The following is a 17,537-nucleotide window of genomic DNA, read 5'->3' on the forward strand; positions in this document are numbered from 1 at the left end:
ATGATTGACTCTGTTGAGTATATGGATCACGACTTCTCAAGTTTAAAGAAATTAAAGATATTTACCAAAAAACAATCAGAAAATATATTTATGCATTTTTTTGAAATAAAAAAAATATACAAATTGAAGCAGGCTGTTGAATTTAATGAATTATGTGATTTTCTAATTGATGATATTTATTTAGTTATGAATAATGAGCCAAGATATAAGGGGAAAAAGGTTTTTTTTACAGGTAATGCAGTTGAGACCAATAAAAAGGATCTATTAGATTTCATAAGTAAACCCGTCAATAAATATGATCTGATAATTCCTTTATTTATAGTGCCAATAAAAGATAATGATTATCCTGATTATATGATAACAACACAGGAAGACCCTATATTTGAGATCATGGCTATTAAATAGAACCAGATGAAAAAGATTTCTCAATACAATTTCACCATGATAATAAAAGGATTGTTAAGGTCAGTCAGGGATATCGCTAAATGTATCCTAATATGGATGTAAATTTTGCAATAACACCAATATGATTTAACTGTAAATCTAATGCTGAGTTAAGTATTGTTTTCTACAATCAAATTCTGGATAACCCCTATCCGTCGTCTCGATGAGGATATGACTAGATTTGAGTGAGATATAGGCTAAAACCGAATCATCAAGAAACGATCAATTAAGCAATACAACGATATTAACTAGATCTCTCATCTAATCTACCTAACGAATATAAACCCCATCCCACTCATGCCATTTCTATGCTACATTATGCTATATGATGCGTTATCTAAGGATTCCAAATGACCGATTATGCTGTTTTCCCTGAGCAGCGTCAGGCGCGGATTGGCCAGCTGCTGGCTGAGACTGGCCGGGTGATGTGTGCCGACCTGGCGCGTAAGCTTGGTGTGTCGGAACATACCATTCGTCGTGATTTGCAGGTCCTGGCCAGCCAGGGGCTGTGTAAAAAAGTGTATGGCGGGGCGGTGAGTCAGATGAAACAGTCGGCCAGTTTTGAGGTGCGCGCCTCACAACATGTGGCTGAAAAGGCGCAGGTGGCGAAAAGCTGTGCCCAGCTGCTTAAGGCCGATAGCTGTGTGTTTATCGATGCCGGCTCCACCTATCTGGCGATGGTCGAGCTGATGCCGCTAACGCTCGCCTTGACCATTGTCACCAACTCACCGCAGATTGCTGCTGCGCTGGCCAGTCGCCCTCAAATCGAGCTGATCCTGCTGGGCGGTAAAGTCAATCCGCTGACCGGTAGTACGCTGGGGGCGGATACCGCCAAACAGCTCACCGGCATGGTGTTTGATCAAACCTTTATTGGTGTGTGCGGGCTCGATCCGCAGGCGGGTCTGACTGCGGTCTATTATGAGGATGCCTGCTTTAAGCGTGAGGTGCTCAGTCAGAGTAATCAGGTGATTGCGGCGGTGACGGCCGATAAGCTGCCGCAGGTAGCCCGCTATCGGGTGGCTAGCTGTGATGAGATCGATATTGCGGTGGTGAGTCAACAGACCGATATCAGCGCGTTCAGTCAGGTTAATCTGCCGATTGTGGTGGCCGAATAAACCTGACTGGCCGTGATTAGGCTTGTAAGGCCAGTATCCGCTCGATGGTCGAGAGTACTGCCTGCTCCTCGTTACTGCCGGTAATAAACTGCGCGGCGGCCTGCGTTTCGGCAAAGGCATTGCGCATCGCAAAGCTATAGTCAGCTGCAGCCAGTAGCTCCAGATCATTATAGCCATCACCAAAGGCCATGGTTTCAGTACGGCTGACATGGAGCTGGGTTTGTAACTTAGCTACGGTACTGCCTTTATGCACGCCAAAGGCGGTAATATCAATCCAGGCCGCTTCCGACACCACAATATAAGCCTCTTGCTCATAGATAGTCAGGCAGGGACGGGTTTGCGGACAGGTGCCGGCTTCATCATAGACGGTGATTTTCAGCAGATCATCATGCAGCTCAGCGAAACTATCTACTTGTGAGAGGTGGGTATAGGACTGACGAATCTTCTCTTTGAGATGCACCGCTGTATCCCGGCGGATCACAGCACTTTGTTCAGTACAGGCGATAATCACGTGATTGGCATTAGCCTGCTCAAGGGTCTTGATGATACGAAGCGCCAGCGCATTGTCAATTAATGACTGCTCAATCACTTTACCATTACGTTTGATCCGGGTAGCACTGTCACCAATAATCCAGACATCGTGCGCCATCTCACCCAACAGCTCTTCAACTCGTTCACACTGTTTACCGGTACAAGCGGCAAACTGGACACCTTTTTTAGCCATCAGCGCTTTAACTTGGGCAAATCTTGCCCGATCATAGTCGCCCTGATTATTCAGAAAGGTGCCATCTAAATCGGTGATAATTAACTTAATCATTAGCTTCATCTCATCATTGTTGGTTAGGGAATGAGGCTGTTAATACCGGTTACTGCACTGGCTTAACGGCCACGTAATCGCGATACTCTCACAGTCATGAGTCACTGAAATACTGTAGCAGTGATTGCTCGATTATGCAATATTATGTTGCTTTGTGCTTCATTACTCTTTATCGGTTGAAGTTGAAAACGTATGCTCGCGTCTGTTGAACAAATGCAGGTATCAAGAACATAGCAGCCGATAGGCGTGTTATGAAGGGGAGAGGCGTTAAAATCATTCGGCTGGCTGTTGGTAGCTTGGCGAAACTAATGTGATCCATCCGGACGATGAGTTATTCGCTAGAACAACACGCCCGCCAACAAGGCCAGCGTGTTAATCAATGAGTCGGGTGCATGAAGATGAGCATTATTCTGCAGGGGTACTGAGCAAAGGGCGAATACGCAAGGCAAGCAGGGCGGCCACAATGACCAGCGCCGTGACAAACATAAAACCGTGCGCAATCGAGCTTTGCTGAGCAAGATAACCAATCATCGCCGGACCCGCTAATATACCGATATAGCCTAAAGTCGTGACTGCTGGTACCGCCACCATCTGTGGCATACTGGTCTGTTTACCGATTTGTGAGAACATCACCGGGACAATATTAGCCGATCCCAAGCCAATGAGTAAATAACCCAGCAGCAGCAAAATCAGTGGATCTGCGTAAATCACCAGCATAAAACCGATAACCGCGAGTAACGCTCCGCTTAACACGACTTTCAGCGCACTCAATCTCCCCACAATCAGGTCACCGGTCAGACGACCGACCGTCATCGCAATAGCAAAAGCAGCAAAGCCTAATCCACCTAAGGTTTCCGGAATATGGCGACTTTCTACCAGATAGAGCGCACTCCAGTCCATCACCGTCCCTTCGGCCATAAAAATAATAAAACAGATTAAGCCGAGAATTAAGACCGTGCCTTTGGGCCAGGCAAAAATAGGCCCTTCGGCAGGATTAGCATAGGGTAGGAGTGCACGATAACTCAGGAGTAATAGAATGAGCACCATGAAGGTTACGATGAGGGTTGCAATAACCACACTCAGGCCAAGACTCATCAGTCCAGTCATGCTGGCCGCCCCAGCAATGCCACCCACACTAAACAGACCATGAAAACCTGACATCAACGGCTTTGCTGAGGATTTTTCAATCAAAATCGCTTGCACGTTTATTGCGCAATCGGTAATTCCAATGCCGATACCAAAAATCAGCAAACTGACACCTAATAGTAACGGACTACTTAGCCATGATAGGCCCGGCATCGCCAATAGGATAATCGCTACCGCTACGCCAATCACTTTTTGGCAACCAAAACGCGAAGTGAGTAACCCGGTCAGTGGCATAGCAATCAAGGCACCGCCGCCTAGGCATAATAGCAGCGTGCCCAGCACCGCATCATTCACACCAGTATTCATTTTGGCAAACGGCACTAATACCGCCCAGGTAGCGGTGACAACGCCAGCGATAAAAAAGATCACTCTGGTGGCCATTTTTTCATTCATCGATCAAACTCCATGATTAAATCTATTTGTTATTCGGAGAACCGTTATGCGGTTATCTTATTTGGACATATTATGAACGTATATTATTAACATATATCAGTAAGGTAGATTATTCAGCTATCCTATTCAAGATAGCTGATTCAGAGACAGTGATCAGAGAAGATTCATTTCCAATACTTATCCGGGCAACTGTGCCTGATATCGATTTCACTGTTCATATCGTTAGCGCGATTATGATCTATCTTGCCGGATTGTGCAATATCGGCCAGGACGATAGTTACCCAATCGCAAATCTCAATACTAGCGAGACGTTATAAACAATCGTATCGCTAAGCTGTTATCGATTAACCTTACTCAAACGCCGGGCAATCGTGATTAACCGTTGTGAGATATCTGTGACCTAAAACCGTGAAATATCGGCATCAGTATCAACATGACGATGTAAGTTTTGGCTGACAGATAAGCGAAAGGTGATTTTAGGTCATCAGATGATGGTTTATCAGCTTAAAAAAAATCAACAAACATTGACAATATACGGGTTTATTGAGCGTACTAAAAAAGAGAAAATTGACGTTTTTTTGGCATAAGCGTAAATAAATCCCGCACCACTTTTTCAGAAAAGTAAAAAAATTAACTCATTTTTTATACTTTTGCACCAAAATTGTGCTAAATAATGTGACTTAATTCCCATTTATGAGATATAAATTGCTTTATGATCCCATAATCAGGCTATCATATCGCCCGATTTAATTAATAACCTTGACGCCAGGAGAGTGTATGTCGGCGAATAAGAAACAAAAAACAGCCCTTTGGGGATTTTTTCAAAGCTTAGGTAAAACTTTTATGCTGCCGGTGGCGCTACTCTCATTTAGTGGGATTATGCTCGGTATTGGTAGCTCATTAAGCAGTAATAATGTTACCACATTAATTCCATTTTTAGATAAACCGGTCTTCCACCTGATTTTTACCTGGATGAGTAAAGTCGGCTCATTTGGCTTTGACTTCCTGCCGGTGATGTTCGCTATCGCGATTCCGCTGGGTATGGCGCGCGAAAATAAAGGCGTTGCCGCTTTTGCCGGTTTTGTCGGTTATACCATCATGAATTTAGCGGTCAATTTCTTTTTAACCGCCAAAGGCATCTTGCCAACCGTCGATCCCACCATTTTAGCTGGCCATAATATCAAAATGATTTTAGGCATTGAGTCTATTGATACCGGTATTCTTGGCGCAGTTGCCGTCGGTCTGATTGTCTATTACCTGCATGAACGTTTTCATACCATCCGTTTACCCGATGCACTGGCATTTTTTGGTGGCGCGCGTTTTGTGCCGATTATCACAGCCGTGGTACTGGGTCTGGTTGGGTTAATTGTGCCACTACTTTGGCCCTATTTTGCTACGGCAATCAGAGCGCTAGGCCAATTGATTAATGGCGCCGGTGATTTTGGACCGATGATTTTTGGTACTGGCGAACGCTTATTGCTGCCGTTTGGTTTACAACATATTTTGGTGGCGATTATTCGCTTTACTGAAGCGGGCGGCACCATGGAAGTGTGTGGTAAAAGTGTCAGTGGTGCGCTAATTATTTTCCAGTCTCAGCTGGCTTGTCCTGAGGTTCATCACTTCTCTGAAAGTGCCACGCGCTTTTTGTCACAGGGTAAAATGCCCGCTTTCTTAGGGGGGTTACCTGGAGCGGCGTTAGCCATGTATCAGTGCGCTAAAATTGAAAATCGTCACAAAGTGAAAGGGCTATTTATTTCGGGCATTGTGGCTTGTGTCGTCGGTGGCACCACTGAGCCGTTAGAGTTCCTGTTCCTGTTTGTCGCACCACTGCTGTATGTAATTCATGCGCTATTAACTGGCCTTGGCTTTGCCGTGATGGCGCTGCTGGGTGTCACTATCGGTAATACCGATGGTAATATCATTGATCTGGTGGTGTTTGGGGTGTTACATGGTACGGCAACCAAATGGTATCTGGTTCCTGTAGTTGCGGCTATCTGGTTTGTGATCTATTACGTGATTTTCCGTTTTGCGATCATGCGTTTTGATATTAAAACACCGGGCCGTGAAAGCGATACGGTAACGGTCGAACCGACAGCTGAACCGACAACCTCAGCGACCGCAACCGAGAAAACAGCTACAGCAGTGGTCGGTAAATCGGGTTATAATGGCGCAGCGATTTTAGCCGCCTTAGGGGGGGCTGCAAATATCGAGACACTGGATAACTGTATTACGCGCCTGCGACTATCGGTGAAAGATATGAGTCTGGTCAATGATGCAGCTTTAAAAGCCCATCGCGCATTGGGCGTTGTGCATGTTAACGATCATGATTTACAAGTGGTGATCGGTACGCAGGTTCAGTCAGTGAAGGATGATCTTGAGGCGTTAATGTCAAATCGCGCTTAATTCACGATAATTCGGATTATCAACGGGTCTCTTCTGATTTATTCAAAAGGGGCCCTTTGTGTTAATTTAGTCTGTGTTAAATGGCATAATTATTTAATCAGTATTGATCAAAGCTCCATTTAAGCTTAATCAACAGTTAATCAAGAAAGGGGTTGAACCATGTTTGACTTTGATACGCCGGTCGACCGTCACGGTACCTGGTGCACCCAATGGGATTATGTCGCTGACCGTTTTGGATCAGCGGATTTATTACCTTTTACCATCTCGGATATGGATTTTGCTACCGCTCCGTGTATTTTAACCGCCCTACAAGCGCGCTTACAGCATGGGGTGTTAGGTTATAGTCGCTGGCAGCATGAGGATTTTTTAGGGGCGATTCGTCACTGGATGCAAACTCGCTTTCATTATCACTGCGACACGGCGCAGGTGGTGTACGGACCGTCCGTTATCTATATGGTGGGGCAGCTGATTCAGATCTGGTCTAATCCGCATGACGGTATCGTCACCCATACGCCGTGTTACGATGCGTTTTATAAAGTGGTCGAAGGTAATGAGCGTAAGCTGGTGACCTGTCCGCTGACGAAGCAAGGTAACGACTGGCAGTGTGATATGTCGGTGCTGGAAGCGCTATTATCACAGCCACAGAATAAGATTTTACTGCTGTGTAGTCCGCAAAACCCGACCGGTAAAGTCTGGACCCGACAAGAGCTCGAACATATTGCTGATCTCTGTCAGCGTCATGATGTGAAGGTGATCAGTGATGAGATCCATATGGATATGCTCTGGGATGATCAGCAGCACATCCCTTGGGGCGCAGTGGCTAAAAATGAGTGGGCGCTGTTAACCTCGGCATCGAAAAGTTTTAATATTCCAGCTTTAACCGGTGCGTATGGGTTTATCAGTGATAAAGCCAGCCGTGATCAGTACCTGTTTCATCTTAAGAATCGTGATGGTTTATCTTCACCGGCGATTCTGGCGATTATTGCCCATATTGCCGCCTATCGCGAGGGCCATGTTTGGCTCGATAGCTTAAGGCCTTATCTGCAGGCCAATCTCGCCTACGTGGCGCAGCGTCTTAATCAGGCATTTCCTGAGTTAAACTGGGCCGTGCCACAGGCGACCTATTTAGCCTGGATTGATTTACGCCCACTGGCTATTGAAGATCAGTTACTGCAAAAAGTGTTGATTGAACAGGAAAAAGTGGCCATTATGCCAGGATACACCTATGGTGAAGAGGGGCGCGGTTTTATTCGTCTTAACGTCGGCTGTCCGCGCGTCAAGGTAGAAGCGGGTGTGACCGCCTTGATTCAAGCCATTAGCAAGCTAAAACAGGATACCTGTACCACTGGGACTGTAAATAAGACGACAGATAAGTAACGTAGTCAATCAACCCTATTTTAATCATTGGTAGAGATTGACTTAGTCAGCGGAGATTCGACGCTTTGCTCAGCATCTCTATCCCGTCAGCGATCATCTTGTTACCAGATAGTGATCGCCGGCGAATTGGAAATTTTCGAGGTCAGCATGCAAAAAATGATAAACGGCATACAACACTATGCCTGGGGCAGCCACACCGCCTTAACCGAACTGTATGGCATCAGCAATCCGGATAACCAGCCGATGGCTGAAATCTGGATGGGCGCACATCCCTTATGTAGTTCTCAAATTGTTAGTCAGGGGCAGACGCGCGCACTGCGTGACGTGATAGCCAGTGATCCAGATCAGTATTTAGGTAAACGGATCAATCAACATTTTGGTGAGCTGCCGTTTCTGTTTAAAGTGCTCTGTGCCGGCCAGCCGCTCTCAATTCAGGTTCATCCGAGTAAACATGCCGCAGAAATCGGTTTTGCGCGCGAAAATGCCGCCGGCATTGCTTTAACCTCGCCACAGCGTAACTATAAAGATGCCAATCATAAGCCAGAGCTGGTGTTTGCCTTAACGCCGTTCTGGGCGATGAATGGTTTTCGTGAGTTTAATGAAATTGCCCAGTTGTTAAAACCGGTGCAAGCGGCCCATCCGGCCTTAGCCGAATTTATTGCTCAGCCCGATGCGACGCATTTATCGCAGTTATTCAGTACCTTATTGTCGCTCAGTGGCGATGAGAAGCAGCAGGCTTTAGCGGTGCTACAGCAGCAAATCGATAAGCAACAAGGGCTACCTTGGGAGGCGATTCGGCTGATTCAGGTTTTTTATCCGGATGATAGTGGCCTGTTCTCACCCCTGTTATTAAATGTGGTCCGACTTGAACCAGGGCAAGCGATGTTTTTATATGCCGAGACGCCACATGCCTATTTACAAGGGGTTGGCTTAGAGGTTATGGCCAATTCGGATAACGTGCTACGAGCAGGATTAACACCGAAATATATTGATATTCCTGAACTGATTGCCAATGTTAAGTTTGTGGCCAAGCCGGAACAGGAGATATTAATGGCGCCGCAGGTGTCAGGTGAGGTGACTGAGTATCCGATTCCGGTTGCCGACTTTGCCTTTTCACTTTATCAAGTGCATGGTAAAGCGGTCGAACTGGCGCAGGATAGTGCCGCGATCATCTTCTGCCTGTCTGGCCAGATTGAGGTGAGTAAGGCCGCTGAAAAAGTGACGCTGAAGCCTGGCGAATCCTGTTTTGTTGCGGCCAATGAGTCACCAGTCTGGATTGAGGGTGAAGGGCAAGCGGCCAGAGTTTACAATAAATAAGTCATTGGGCATAAAAAACCGCTCAGCATTGAGCCGCAGCGCTAAAACTGCGGCTTGCTGAATCACTCTCGCTGACAAGCTTGGTGTTTCAGCAAGCTGTCGGCAACCTGGGCGGTCATTGCAGAGCAACTAATCAATGCAGCCGCTCTCTCACTGTGTGCTAACCTATTTAACTGAAACGGCTCGTTTTTTGCACTAAAATAGTGTCAGTCACACAACCTACCCCGGTAAATCGTTCAGCGCCAAACGGCGCGATTTTTATGCTCACACTGATCACTATTGCGTAATATCATTGCCCTAAAATCACTGCCCTTAAATCTACGAAAGATGCTATGATAGGGCGCCTATGGACCCAAATGAACTGATTATTAAGATGAAATCCAATCCAACCTTTAGACAACAGTCGAATGTTATTCTGGCTGCCTTTCTGATCGCGGCTTTTATTATTGGTATTGCCGGCGCGCTACAAGCGCCAACACTGAGCCGATTTTTAACCGATGAAGTGAATGTGCCGCCTTTTTTAGTCGGCCTATTTTATTCGGTTAATGCCATTGCTGGGATTATTATCAGCTTTATGCTGGCTCAGTACTCGGATAGGCAGGGCAATCGTCGTCATCTGATTCTGTTTTGTTGCCTGATGGGCATCGGCAATAGTATTACCTTTGCTTTTACCCGTCATTATGTTGTCTTAATTACGCTGGGGATCAGTTTTTCGGCGATAGCCTCGGCCACCATGCCGCAGGTTTTTGCGCTGGCACGTGAATATGCCGTCAATATCGGCCGTAATATTGTCACCTTTAATGCCATTTTACGGGCGCAGATTTCGCTAGCCTGGGTGATTGGGCCGCCACTCTCTTTTGCGCTGGCTATTCACTTTGGTTTTACCGTCATGTACTTGAGTGCGGTCGGGCTATTTTTGATCGCTGTCATCATTGTACTGATCTTTTTTCCGTCAATTTCTCGTCAGGCGCTGCCAGAGATAAAACCGGTCATCACCGAGCATTCAGTTACCGCCAATCATAGCGTGACGTTACTGTTTATCGCGACCGTCTTTATGTGGACAGCCAATATGATGTATCTAATTGATATGCCGCTGTATGTCGATAAGGTGCTGCATCTGTCATCGTCACTGCCCGGTCAGCTGATGGGGATCGCCGCCGGTATCGAGATCCCGGTGATGCTGATTGCCGGCTTAGTGGTGGGTCGCGTGGGTAAAAAACAGTTATTTTGTTTTGCGGTGATGTGCGGGATACTGTTCTATATTGGCGTGATTCTGTTTACCGATACGCTGATTTTAATGCTGCTGCAGCTGTTAAATGCTCTGTTTATCGGGGTTGTAGCCAGTATCGGCATTATCTATTTTCAGGATCTGATGCCCAATCGCCCCGGACTGGCGTCGACACTGTTTAGTAATGGTGTTGCGACCAGCGTCATCTTAGCTGGATTGATTCAGGGCAGTGTGGCGGGTAGTTTGGGTCATCATGTGATTTATTGGATTGCGCTAGCGATGATCTCGATTTCATTACTGTTCTGTTTACTAGTGCGATCGGTTTAAGGCTTCACTGAGTCGGCTATCGCGACCTAGCATCATTTTATCTAACTGATAATCTCATTGATAGCCAAACCGATAACTTAACACAATGATAACATAAACAAATGTCAGTCATATAAAAAAGGGATACCCAACATGGCATCCCTTTTTTTGTCGGTTTTTTTTCAGTAACTACCTTAGCTGACGCCGTAACTCATTAGCTTGCTTAAGCCATTTGGCATTGAGCTGTTTAGCATGTTTGGGCAAAAAGCGTACCCGTTCATCGAGCGCGGTTAACTGCTCAGCGGCAGCGGTTTTATCATCCCAGTCGATCAAGGCCTGAGCATAACAGACATAGGTTTCGATACTGGCGTACTGATTCTCGGTTAGGGAAACAAAGACCGCTTTGGCCTCATCAGACTGGTTTAATTTAACCAACGTGCGAGCATACAGTAGCAGGATCTCCTCAGCATGATAATGGATATGCTGCTGTTTGAGCTTGCTTAACATCGCTTTAGCCTGATCATATTGCGCTGCGTCAAATAAGGCATACGCATAAGCTAATAAGATATCGGGGGCATCCTGATAAACCCCAGTGAGAATAATCTGATAGTGCTCCAGTGATTCGGCTGCTTTTCCCGCTTCCAACAGGGCATTGGCATAACGCAGTCTGGCATCAATGGTTGGTGATAGCTGAAATTCACGCTCGGCATCGCGCAGCTCTTTGCTGGCATTAAAGGTTTTACGCAGATTAGCTTCAATTTGATAACCGGAGCGACTTTGCCGCAGTGAAGGTAAAAAAACTACCACAGCATAGATGATACTGCCTAAAAAAGGAAATATCAGTAAGATAAATAACCAGTAACGATCTTGTCCAGTTTTAAAGACATGAATCGCAAACAGGATTGCGATAATAGTGCTTAAGCCGATTCCGCCTACATAGGGCATGCGCTCTCATCCTCGATTAATATAAAGATAGGGTGGCGTATCACCATCACGCAAATAAACATCACGTGATGTGACACCATTCAATCAGCGGCGTATTGTCACCAGCGATGCTCAAAAGCTAAATCGAGCCAATACCATCAGTACAATACGCAGACCATGATTATTTTAATTGATCAGCTGCTTTCAAGGTCGCAACCAATAGATTCCAGTAACGGGCGACACTGCTAATATTCACTTTTTCATCGGGCGAATGTGGTGACACAATGGTCGGGCCAATCGAGACCATATCCATTTCAGGGTAAGGGGTTTTAAATAATCCACACTCGAGTCCTGCATGAATCACCATCACCTGCGCTTTAGCCGAGAACAGCTCCTGATATTTATGTTTGGTTAATCTCAGTAACGCCGAGTTAGGATCGGGTTGCCAGCCAGGATATCCGCCACTTAGTTCATATTGTAAGCCAGCTAACTGACTATGTGAAATGAGGGTAGAGACCACGGCATCTTTCGCACTATCAACCTGTGAACGAATCAGATAGTAGGCTGAGACGCGATTATCTTTGATCTCGACCACACCTAAATTCAGTGAAGTTTCTACCACGCCACTGATCTGGTTACTCATGCGCACCACACCATTGGGCGCCGTCTGTAACCAATCGATAATTTGACGCTGATGGTCATGTGAAATCACCCGTTTTACTTGGGTTTTATCCAGCAACTGCTGGGTAAAGACAAGATTGGGTTCGGTTTGTTGATACTCATTGCGCAAGATAGCGCTATAGTCCTGCATCAAACTTTGCAAAGTAGTATAATCAGTCTGGCGTAAAGTGAGGGTGATAAAGGCTTCGCGCGGAATGGCGTTGCGTAGCGACCCACCAGAAAAATCGGCAATGCGGAAGTCCATATCATCGACAAATTCGACCAAAAAGCGCACTAATAGTTTAGTCGCATTGCCTCTGCCTAAGTGAATATCACAACCGGAATGACCACCTTTTAAGCCTTTTAAGGCTAAATGGACACAGATATCATGATGTTCCGGAATATTGGCATAACCGATCGGCAGAAATTGTTTAAAATCAACCCCTCCCGCACAACCGGTAAAGATTTCGCCTTCCGCTTCCGAGTCGGTATTGATCAGATAGCGGCTTTTTAGCCAGCCCGATTTCAATCCAAAAGCACCAACCATGCCGGTCTCTTCTGAGGTGGTTAATAGTACTTCGAGTGGACCATGTTCGATGGTTTGATCGATAAGTATGGCTAAGGCTGAGGCTAAGCCAATACCGTTATCTGCGCCTAGCGTGGTACCTTTCGCTTTGACCCATTCGCCATCGACATAAGCCTGAATTGGATCGACTAAAAAGTCGTGCTGAGTCTCTTCATTTTTTTGTGGCACCATATCGAGATGGGCTTGTAGCGCGATTGAGGAAGCCTGTTCCATGCCCGGTGTGGCCGCTTTTCTTAATAGAATATTACCCGCCTGATCAAGTTCACAATCAATATGATGCGCCTTGGCAAAATCGACGACAAACTGAGTGATCCTCTGTTCATGATGAGAAGGGTGCGGAATAGCACAGATTTGCGAAAATATCTGCCAAAGGGGTTTTGGCGTGAGTGACGATAACATAAAAAAGGCCTCTTTTTTAAAAAATTAGACATAACAACCAATTATATCGCGATAATAACTAGTTTTTATTTGCTAGTCACACTATAATTAGGTGCAATTTTACATCCATATTACACCCTCACTAGCAGGGTTAGAAAGCGAAAATTGTAGGTTATTATGTCAAAAAGCAAAAAATATACGGTCACTTGGGATATGCTGCAAATCAGCGCCCGAGAACTTTCAACGCGTTTAATGCCCGCAGAACAGTGGAAAGGCATCATCGCCGTCAGTCGTGGTGGCCTTGTGCCAGCAGCCTTAATTGCCCGTGAACTTGGTGTTCGTTACGTCGATACGGTCTGTATCTCAAGTTATGATCACAATCATCAACGTGCGCAAACCATTCTTAAACAAGCACCTGGTGACGGCGAAGGTTTCATTGTTATTGATGATTTAGTCGATACGGGCGGCACAGCCAAAACCATTCGTGAAATGTATCCGAAAGCGCATTTTGTGACCATCTTTGCGAAACCGGAAGGGCGTCCTTTAGTCGATGATTACGTGGTGGATATCGCACAAGATACCTGGATTGAACAACCTTGGGATATGGGCGTCGTCTACGTCAAGCCAATCTGTGAAAGTTAATCATTTGCTATTAGAGACAGACAATGACGGTAAAAAATCTCTCCGAAAAACTATTTAAACCTAAGTTTAATTATCCTGAAACCTCAGCGCTGATTCAGCGGTTTGATAGTCAGTATGTCTCTTTTGCCCATCCGTTAGAGGGGCAAAGCCATGCCCACTGGTATCGGGTGCTTAATTCACTGATATGGCATCAGCGTGGTTTACCCCTGCTCGAAATCGATGCCATCTTAGCGCGCATTGCCGCTTCGGATAAAAAAAGATCGAACCCGCAGTGGCTCGATTCGGTCATCGGCTATCAATCCGGTAACTGGATTTATGAGTTTGCCGGTCAGGCCAGTCAGTGGCAGCAACAAGCCGAAGCCTTAGCCGCTCAGCCGCAAACGCCGGCACTGAAACTGGAGATACATCAGGCCTGGCTCAATGCCAGTCAATTTTGTAGTCTGGCTAGCTATCCGCACTTTAAAACCGATGATTTAGCTAGTCAGGCACAGGTTTTTGGCTATCGCGCCTATCGTGAAGCACTCAACTATTCACCTTATACTTATAAAGAAGTGGATTTTACCTACGCGAGTCATACGATAAAGGGCTTGTTGCATTTACCAGCACAAGCGGTTGAAAGTGCTTGTCCGATCGTGTTTATGTGCAGTAGCTTAGCCAATCTGCAAATTGATTTTTATCGTTATTTTGCCGAGTATTTAGCACCGCAGGGTATCGGTCTGTTAACCATTGATGGACCGGGTGTGGGCTTAAACAAAGCGATCAATTTAACTCAAAATAGCAGCGATATTCATCAGGCCGTTTTACAGCAGCTGGTCAACGTGCCTTGGGTCGATCATCATCGTGTGATACTGGCCGGATTCCGCTTTGGTGGCCATATTGCCACACGGTTAAGCTATATCGCGGCTAACCGGATTAAAGGGGTCTTCTGTATTGCTCCGTTTGTGCATCAGCTGTTTGTCGATAAAACGCTGCAAGATCAGCTACCGATCATGTATAAAGATTTAGTGGCCAGCCGTTTAGGTCTGGTTAGCTGTGCCAATGAAAAATTAGCGGCAGAGCTGAATTATTTCTCGTTAAAAAATCAAGGATTGCTTGGCAGGCCTTGTTCCGTGCCGGTGATGAGCATTGTGTTTGACAATGATCTGTTCTGTCCGGTGAGTGAAGCAAAATTATTGACTTCAACCAAATCGCATAAACTCATCAACGTCGCGGCTTCTCCTTTACAAAGTAATGTTGATAAAGCGATGCAGCAGTCAGTCGACTGGATGATCAACTTAATCAAATAACAGCAAATAATCATAAAATAACAACAACAAGCAGGGCTGTGCCGATGAGTGAGCAAAATAGACAGATTATTGTGGTAAAACTGGGCACCAGTGTGTTAACTGGCGGCACCAAACAGTTAGATCGCTCAAAAATTGTTGAGTTAATTCGTCAGTGTGCGCAGCAGCATGCGCGTGGACATAAGATCATTATTGTCACCTCTGGCGCTGTCGCGGCGGGGCGAGAGTATCTTAACTATCCCGAGTTACCGCCAACTATTGCCTCAAAACAGTTATTAGCCTCTGTTGGCCAATCGCGTTTAATCCAGCTGTGGGAACAGCTCTTCTCCATTTACAATATTCGTATCGGCCAGATGCTGCTCACCCGCGCAGATTTAGAGGATCGAGAACGTTTTTTAAATGCGCAGGATGTCTTAAAAGCACTGTTAGATAATGATATTGTGCCGGTGATTAATGAAAATGATGCGGTTGCCACGGCTGAAATTAAAGTCGGTGATAATGATAATCTCTCTGCTTTAGTGGCGATTTTAGCGCACGCTGATAAACTGATTTTATTGACCGATCAACCCGGGCTGTTTACAGCTGATCCGCGCAAAGATCCCCAAGCGAAACTGATCGCCGAGATTGACCAGGTCGATGAGCAGCTCAAAGCCTTAGCCGGTGACAGCGTCACGGGTTTAGGTACAGGCGGAATGGCCACCAAACTGCAGGCCGCCGATATTGCCGGGCGCAGTGGTATTGAAGTGGTGATTGCGGCCGGCAGCAGACCCAATGTGATTGGTGATGTGATCGATAATCATTCGGTGGGCTCACGTTTTCATCCGCAAAAATCGCCGCTGGAGCATCGCAAACAGTGGCTATTTGGTGCACTGCCAGCTGGGAAACTGCTGCTTGATGAGGGCGCCGTTAAGGCACTGCTTAACTCGGGCAGTTCACTACTACCTAAAGGGATTACCGATGTGGAAGGTCATTTTTCACGCGGTGAAGTCTTAGTCCTTTGTGACGGTCAGGGTAAACCGATTGCTCAAGGAGTCAGTCGCTATAATAGCGATGCCCTGAGATTGATTGCCGGCCATCATTCACAACAAATTATTACTATTCTCGGCTATGAGTATGGCTCGGTGGCTATCCATCGTGATGATATGATTCTTAAATAGTGAGAATGACAACCTGAATCCATCATCATGCGTGCTGAATGGGTGATTGACACGGTTTTTTTGGGAGAGAAATTGTGATGTTAGAGCAAATGGGAAAATCAGCTCAGCAGGCTTCATATGAACTTGCGCAGCTTTCTGCGAAACAAAAAAATCAGGCATTAAGTGCTATCGCTGATCTGCTGGAAAAACAGATGCCGGCTATCTTATCTGCCAATGAACAAGATATGGCTTTAGCGATTGAAAGTGGACTGAGTGAGGCGACCTTAGATCGCTTACGCTTAACACCGGAAAGAGTCAAAGCGATTGCCAATGATGTCAGACAAGTCTGTTTACTGATTGATCCAGTGGGTGAGGTGATCGATGGTAAGATGCTCACCAGCGGTCTTAAGTTACAGCGTCACCGTGTACCGTTAGGCGTGGTTGGTGTGATTTATGAAGCGCGCCCCAATGTGACGATAGATGTCGCTGCGCTCTGCCTGAAAACCGGTAATGCCGTTATTTTGCGCGGCGGTAAAGAGACGGTGCAGACCAATGCCGTTATGGTTAAAGTGATTCAACAGGCACTGAAACAAGCAGGTTTGCCGGCTTTAGCGGTGCAGTCGATTAATGATCCGGATCGTGAGTATGTCAATCAGCTGCTCAAACTTGATCGTTATGTGGATATGCTGATTCCACGTGGCGGCGCTGCGCTGCATAAACTCTGCCGCGAACAGTCGACCATTCCTGTGATAACCGGCGGGATTGGCGTTTGTCACACCTTTGTTGATGAAAGCGCAGATTTTGCGGGTGCCTTAAAGATTATCGTCAATGCCAAAACGCAAAGGCCGAGCACCTGCAATACTACCGAAACGCTATTAGTGCATCAGGCCATTGCCCAGCCTTTTCTGCTAAAATTGAGCCAAGTGATGGCTGAACATGGCGTGACGTTACATGGCGATAAGCGCGCTTTGGCGCTGTTAAAATCAGGCTGTGCAGCGGTGCATCCGGTGACGGAGCAAGCCCTGCATGATGAGTGGCTGTCACTCGATCTTAATGTCGTCGTCGTCAATAATCTGGATGACGCCATTAGCTATATCCGTGAATATGGCAGCCAGCATTCTGAGGCAATTTTAACGGCTAATCTGGATAATGCCAGTAAATTCATTAAATTGATTGATGCTGCGGCGGTCTATGTTAACGCCAGTACCCGTTTTACCGACGGTGCCCAGTTTGGCTTAGGGGCAGAAGTGGCGGTGAGTACTCAGAAACTGCATGCCAGAGGGCCGATGGGGCTTGAAGCACTCACTACCTATAAATGGGTTGGCATGGGCGATTATCTCATTCGTGAGTAGTCTCTATTCAAGTTATGATTCAACTTATGA

14 protein-coding genes are annotated in these 17,537 nt (G+C 46.2%); 10 read left to right on the top strand and 4 right to left on the bottom strand.

What is annotated here, in order from left to right; genetic code table 11:
• Both RHO15_06590 and RHO15_06595 read left to right on the top strand, forming a co-directional pair.
• On the top strand, positions 1–405 hold the full coding sequence (locus tag RHO15_06590; protein ID WVD63146.1) for a hypothetical protein: 405 nt from the start codon (positions 1–3) through the stop codon (positions 403–405).
• A gap of 389 nt (positions 406–794) precedes the next feature.
• Positions 795–1,559 carry a DeoR/GlpR family DNA-binding transcription regulator gene (locus RHO15_06595; protein ID WVD63147.1) on the top strand — a complete coding sequence of 255 codons (765 nt, stop codon included), beginning with the start codon at positions 795–797 and terminating at the stop codon, positions 1,557–1,559.
• Positions 1,560–1,575: 16 nt separating this feature from the next.
• Here RHO15_06595 and RHO15_06600 read toward each other — a convergent pair whose 3' ends face one another.
• The gene (locus RHO15_06600) at positions 1,576–2,376 is read right to left on the bottom strand and encodes an HAD family hydrolase (protein ID WVD63148.1); all 801 of its coding nucleotides are present in this window, start codon (positions 2,374–2,376) and stop codon (positions 1,576–1,578) included.
• A 405-nt stretch (positions 2,377–2,781) separates the two neighbouring features.
• Positions 2,782–3,915 carry an MFS transporter gene (locus tag RHO15_06605; protein ID WVD63149.1) on the bottom strand — a complete coding sequence of 378 codons (1,134 nt, stop codon included), beginning with the start codon at positions 3,913–3,915 and terminating at the stop codon, positions 2,782–2,784.
• 777 nt (positions 3,916–4,692) lie between these two features.
• On the opposite strand from RHO15_06605, the gene malX reads away from it, so the two are divergent.
• The 4 genes from malX to RHO15_06625 all read left to right on the top strand — a co-directional run bounded on the left by malX (position 4,693) and on the right by RHO15_06625 (position 10,567).
• Entirely contained in the window at positions 4,693–6,318 is a 1,626-nt protein-coding gene (malX, locus tag RHO15_06610; GenBank protein WVD63150.1) for a maltose/glucose-specific PTS transporter subunit IIBC, read from the top strand.
• A 159-nt stretch (positions 6,319–6,477) separates the two neighbouring features.
• Complete coding sequence (locus tag RHO15_06615; GenBank protein WVD63151.1) at positions 6,478–7,695, top strand: MalY/PatB family protein; 1,218 nt, start codon at positions 6,478–6,480, stop codon at positions 7,693–7,695.
• Positions 7,696–7,842: 147 nt separating this feature from the next.
• Positions 7,843–9,012, top strand: a complete 1,170-nt coding sequence (manA, locus tag RHO15_06620) for a mannose-6-phosphate isomerase (GenBank protein ID WVD63152.1) — start codon at positions 7,843–7,845, stop codon at positions 9,010–9,012.
• Between the two features lie 346 nt (positions 9,013–9,358).
• A complete protein-coding gene (locus tag RHO15_06625) occupies positions 9,359–10,567 on the top strand; it encodes a sugar efflux transporter (protein WVD63153.1) in 1,209 nt (402 codons plus the stop codon).
• A gap of 168 nt (positions 10,568–10,735) precedes the next feature.
• On the opposite strand, the gene RHO15_06630 is transcribed toward RHO15_06625, so the two are convergent.
• Both RHO15_06630 and RHO15_06635 read right to left on the bottom strand, forming a co-directional pair.
• Positions 10,736–11,491, bottom strand: coding sequence for a hypothetical protein (locus RHO15_06630; protein ID WVD63154.1), 756 nt, complete (start codon positions 11,489–11,491; stop codon positions 10,736–10,738).
• Between the two features lie 160 nt (positions 11,492–11,651).
• Positions 11,652–13,115 (bottom strand): aminoacyl-histidine dipeptidase, encoded by a 1,464-nt coding sequence (locus RHO15_06635; GenBank protein WVD63155.1) that lies wholly within the window; start codon positions 13,113–13,115, stop codon positions 11,652–11,654.
• Between the two features lie 156 nt (positions 13,116–13,271).
• Here RHO15_06635 and gpt point away from each other — a divergent pair, with 156 nt between their 5' ends.
• The 4 genes from gpt to proA all read left to right on the top strand — a co-directional run bounded on the left by gpt (position 13,272) and on the right by proA (position 17,507).
• Positions 13,272–13,736: a xanthine phosphoribosyltransferase gene (gpt, locus tag RHO15_06640; GenBank protein ID WVD63156.1), complete on the top strand. Its 465-nt coding sequence runs from the start codon at positions 13,272–13,274 to the stop codon at positions 13,734–13,736.
• Between the two features lie 23 nt (positions 13,737–13,759).
• The gene (gene frsA, locus RHO15_06645; GenBank protein WVD63157.1) at positions 13,760–15,022 is read left to right on the top strand and encodes an esterase FrsA; all 1,263 of its coding nucleotides are present in this window, start codon (positions 13,760–13,762) and stop codon (positions 15,020–15,022) included.
• A gap of 44 nt (positions 15,023–15,066) precedes the next feature.
• Entirely contained in the window at positions 15,067–16,176 is a 1,110-nt protein-coding gene (proB, locus tag RHO15_06650) for a glutamate 5-kinase (protein WVD63158.1), read from the top strand.
• 77 nt (positions 16,177–16,253) lie between these two features.
• Positions 16,254–17,507: a glutamate-5-semialdehyde dehydrogenase gene (gene proA, locus RHO15_06655; protein WVD63159.1), complete on the top strand. Its 1,254-nt coding sequence runs from the start codon at positions 16,254–16,256 to the stop codon at positions 17,505–17,507.
• Positions 17,508–17,537 lie beyond the last annotated feature (30 nt).

This window comes from Orbaceae bacterium lpD01 (assembly GCA_036251705.1).
Classification (GTDB): Bacteria; Pseudomonadota; Gammaproteobacteria; order Enterobacterales; family Orbaceae; genus Utexia; species Utexia brackfieldae.

Bases quoted from the DNA above. Each gene is read 5' to 3' on its own strand.
- malX (WVD63150.1), top strand. From the start codon at position 4,693: ATGTCGGCGAATAAGAAACAAAAAACAGCCCTTTGGGGATTTTTTCAA.
- RHO15_06590 (WVD63146.1), top strand. From the start codon at position 1: ATGATTGACTCTGTTGAGTATATGGATCACGACTTCTCAAGTTTAAAG.
- RHO15_06615 (WVD63151.1), top strand. From the start codon at position 6,478: ATGTTTGACTTTGATACGCCGGTCGACCGTCACGGTACCTGGTGCACC.
- frsA (WVD63157.1), top strand. From the start codon at position 13,760: ATGACGGTAAAAAATCTCTCCGAAAAACTATTTAAACCTAAGTTTAAT.
- RHO15_06605 (WVD63149.1), bottom strand. From the start codon at position 3,915: ATGAATGAAAAAATGGCCACCAGAGTGATCTTTTTTATCGCTGGCGTT.
- proB (WVD63158.1), top strand. From the start codon at position 15,067: ATGAGTGAGCAAAATAGACAGATTATTGTGGTAAAACTGGGCACCAGT.
- RHO15_06600 (WVD63148.1), bottom strand. From the start codon at position 2,376: ATGATTAAGTTAATTATCACCGATTTAGATGGCACCTTTCTGAATAAT.
- gpt (WVD63156.1), top strand. From the start codon at position 13,272: ATGTCAAAAAGCAAAAAATATACGGTCACTTGGGATATGCTGCAAATC.
- manA (WVD63152.1), top strand. From the start codon at position 7,843: ATGCAAAAAATGATAAACGGCATACAACACTATGCCTGGGGCAGCCAC.
- RHO15_06635 (WVD63155.1), bottom strand. From the start codon at position 13,115: ATGTTATCGTCACTCACGCCAAAACCCCTTTGGCAGATATTTTCGCAA.
- RHO15_06595 (WVD63147.1), top strand. From the start codon at position 795: ATGACCGATTATGCTGTTTTCCCTGAGCAGCGTCAGGCGCGGATTGGC.
- RHO15_06630 (WVD63154.1), bottom strand. From the start codon at position 11,491: ATGCCCTATGTAGGCGGAATCGGCTTAAGCACTATTATCGCAATCCTG.
- proA (WVD63159.1), top strand. From the start codon at position 16,254: ATGTTAGAGCAAATGGGAAAATCAGCTCAGCAGGCTTCATATGAACTT.
- RHO15_06625 (WVD63153.1), top strand. From the start codon at position 9,359: ATGGACCCAAATGAACTGATTATTAAGATGAAATCCAATCCAACCTTT.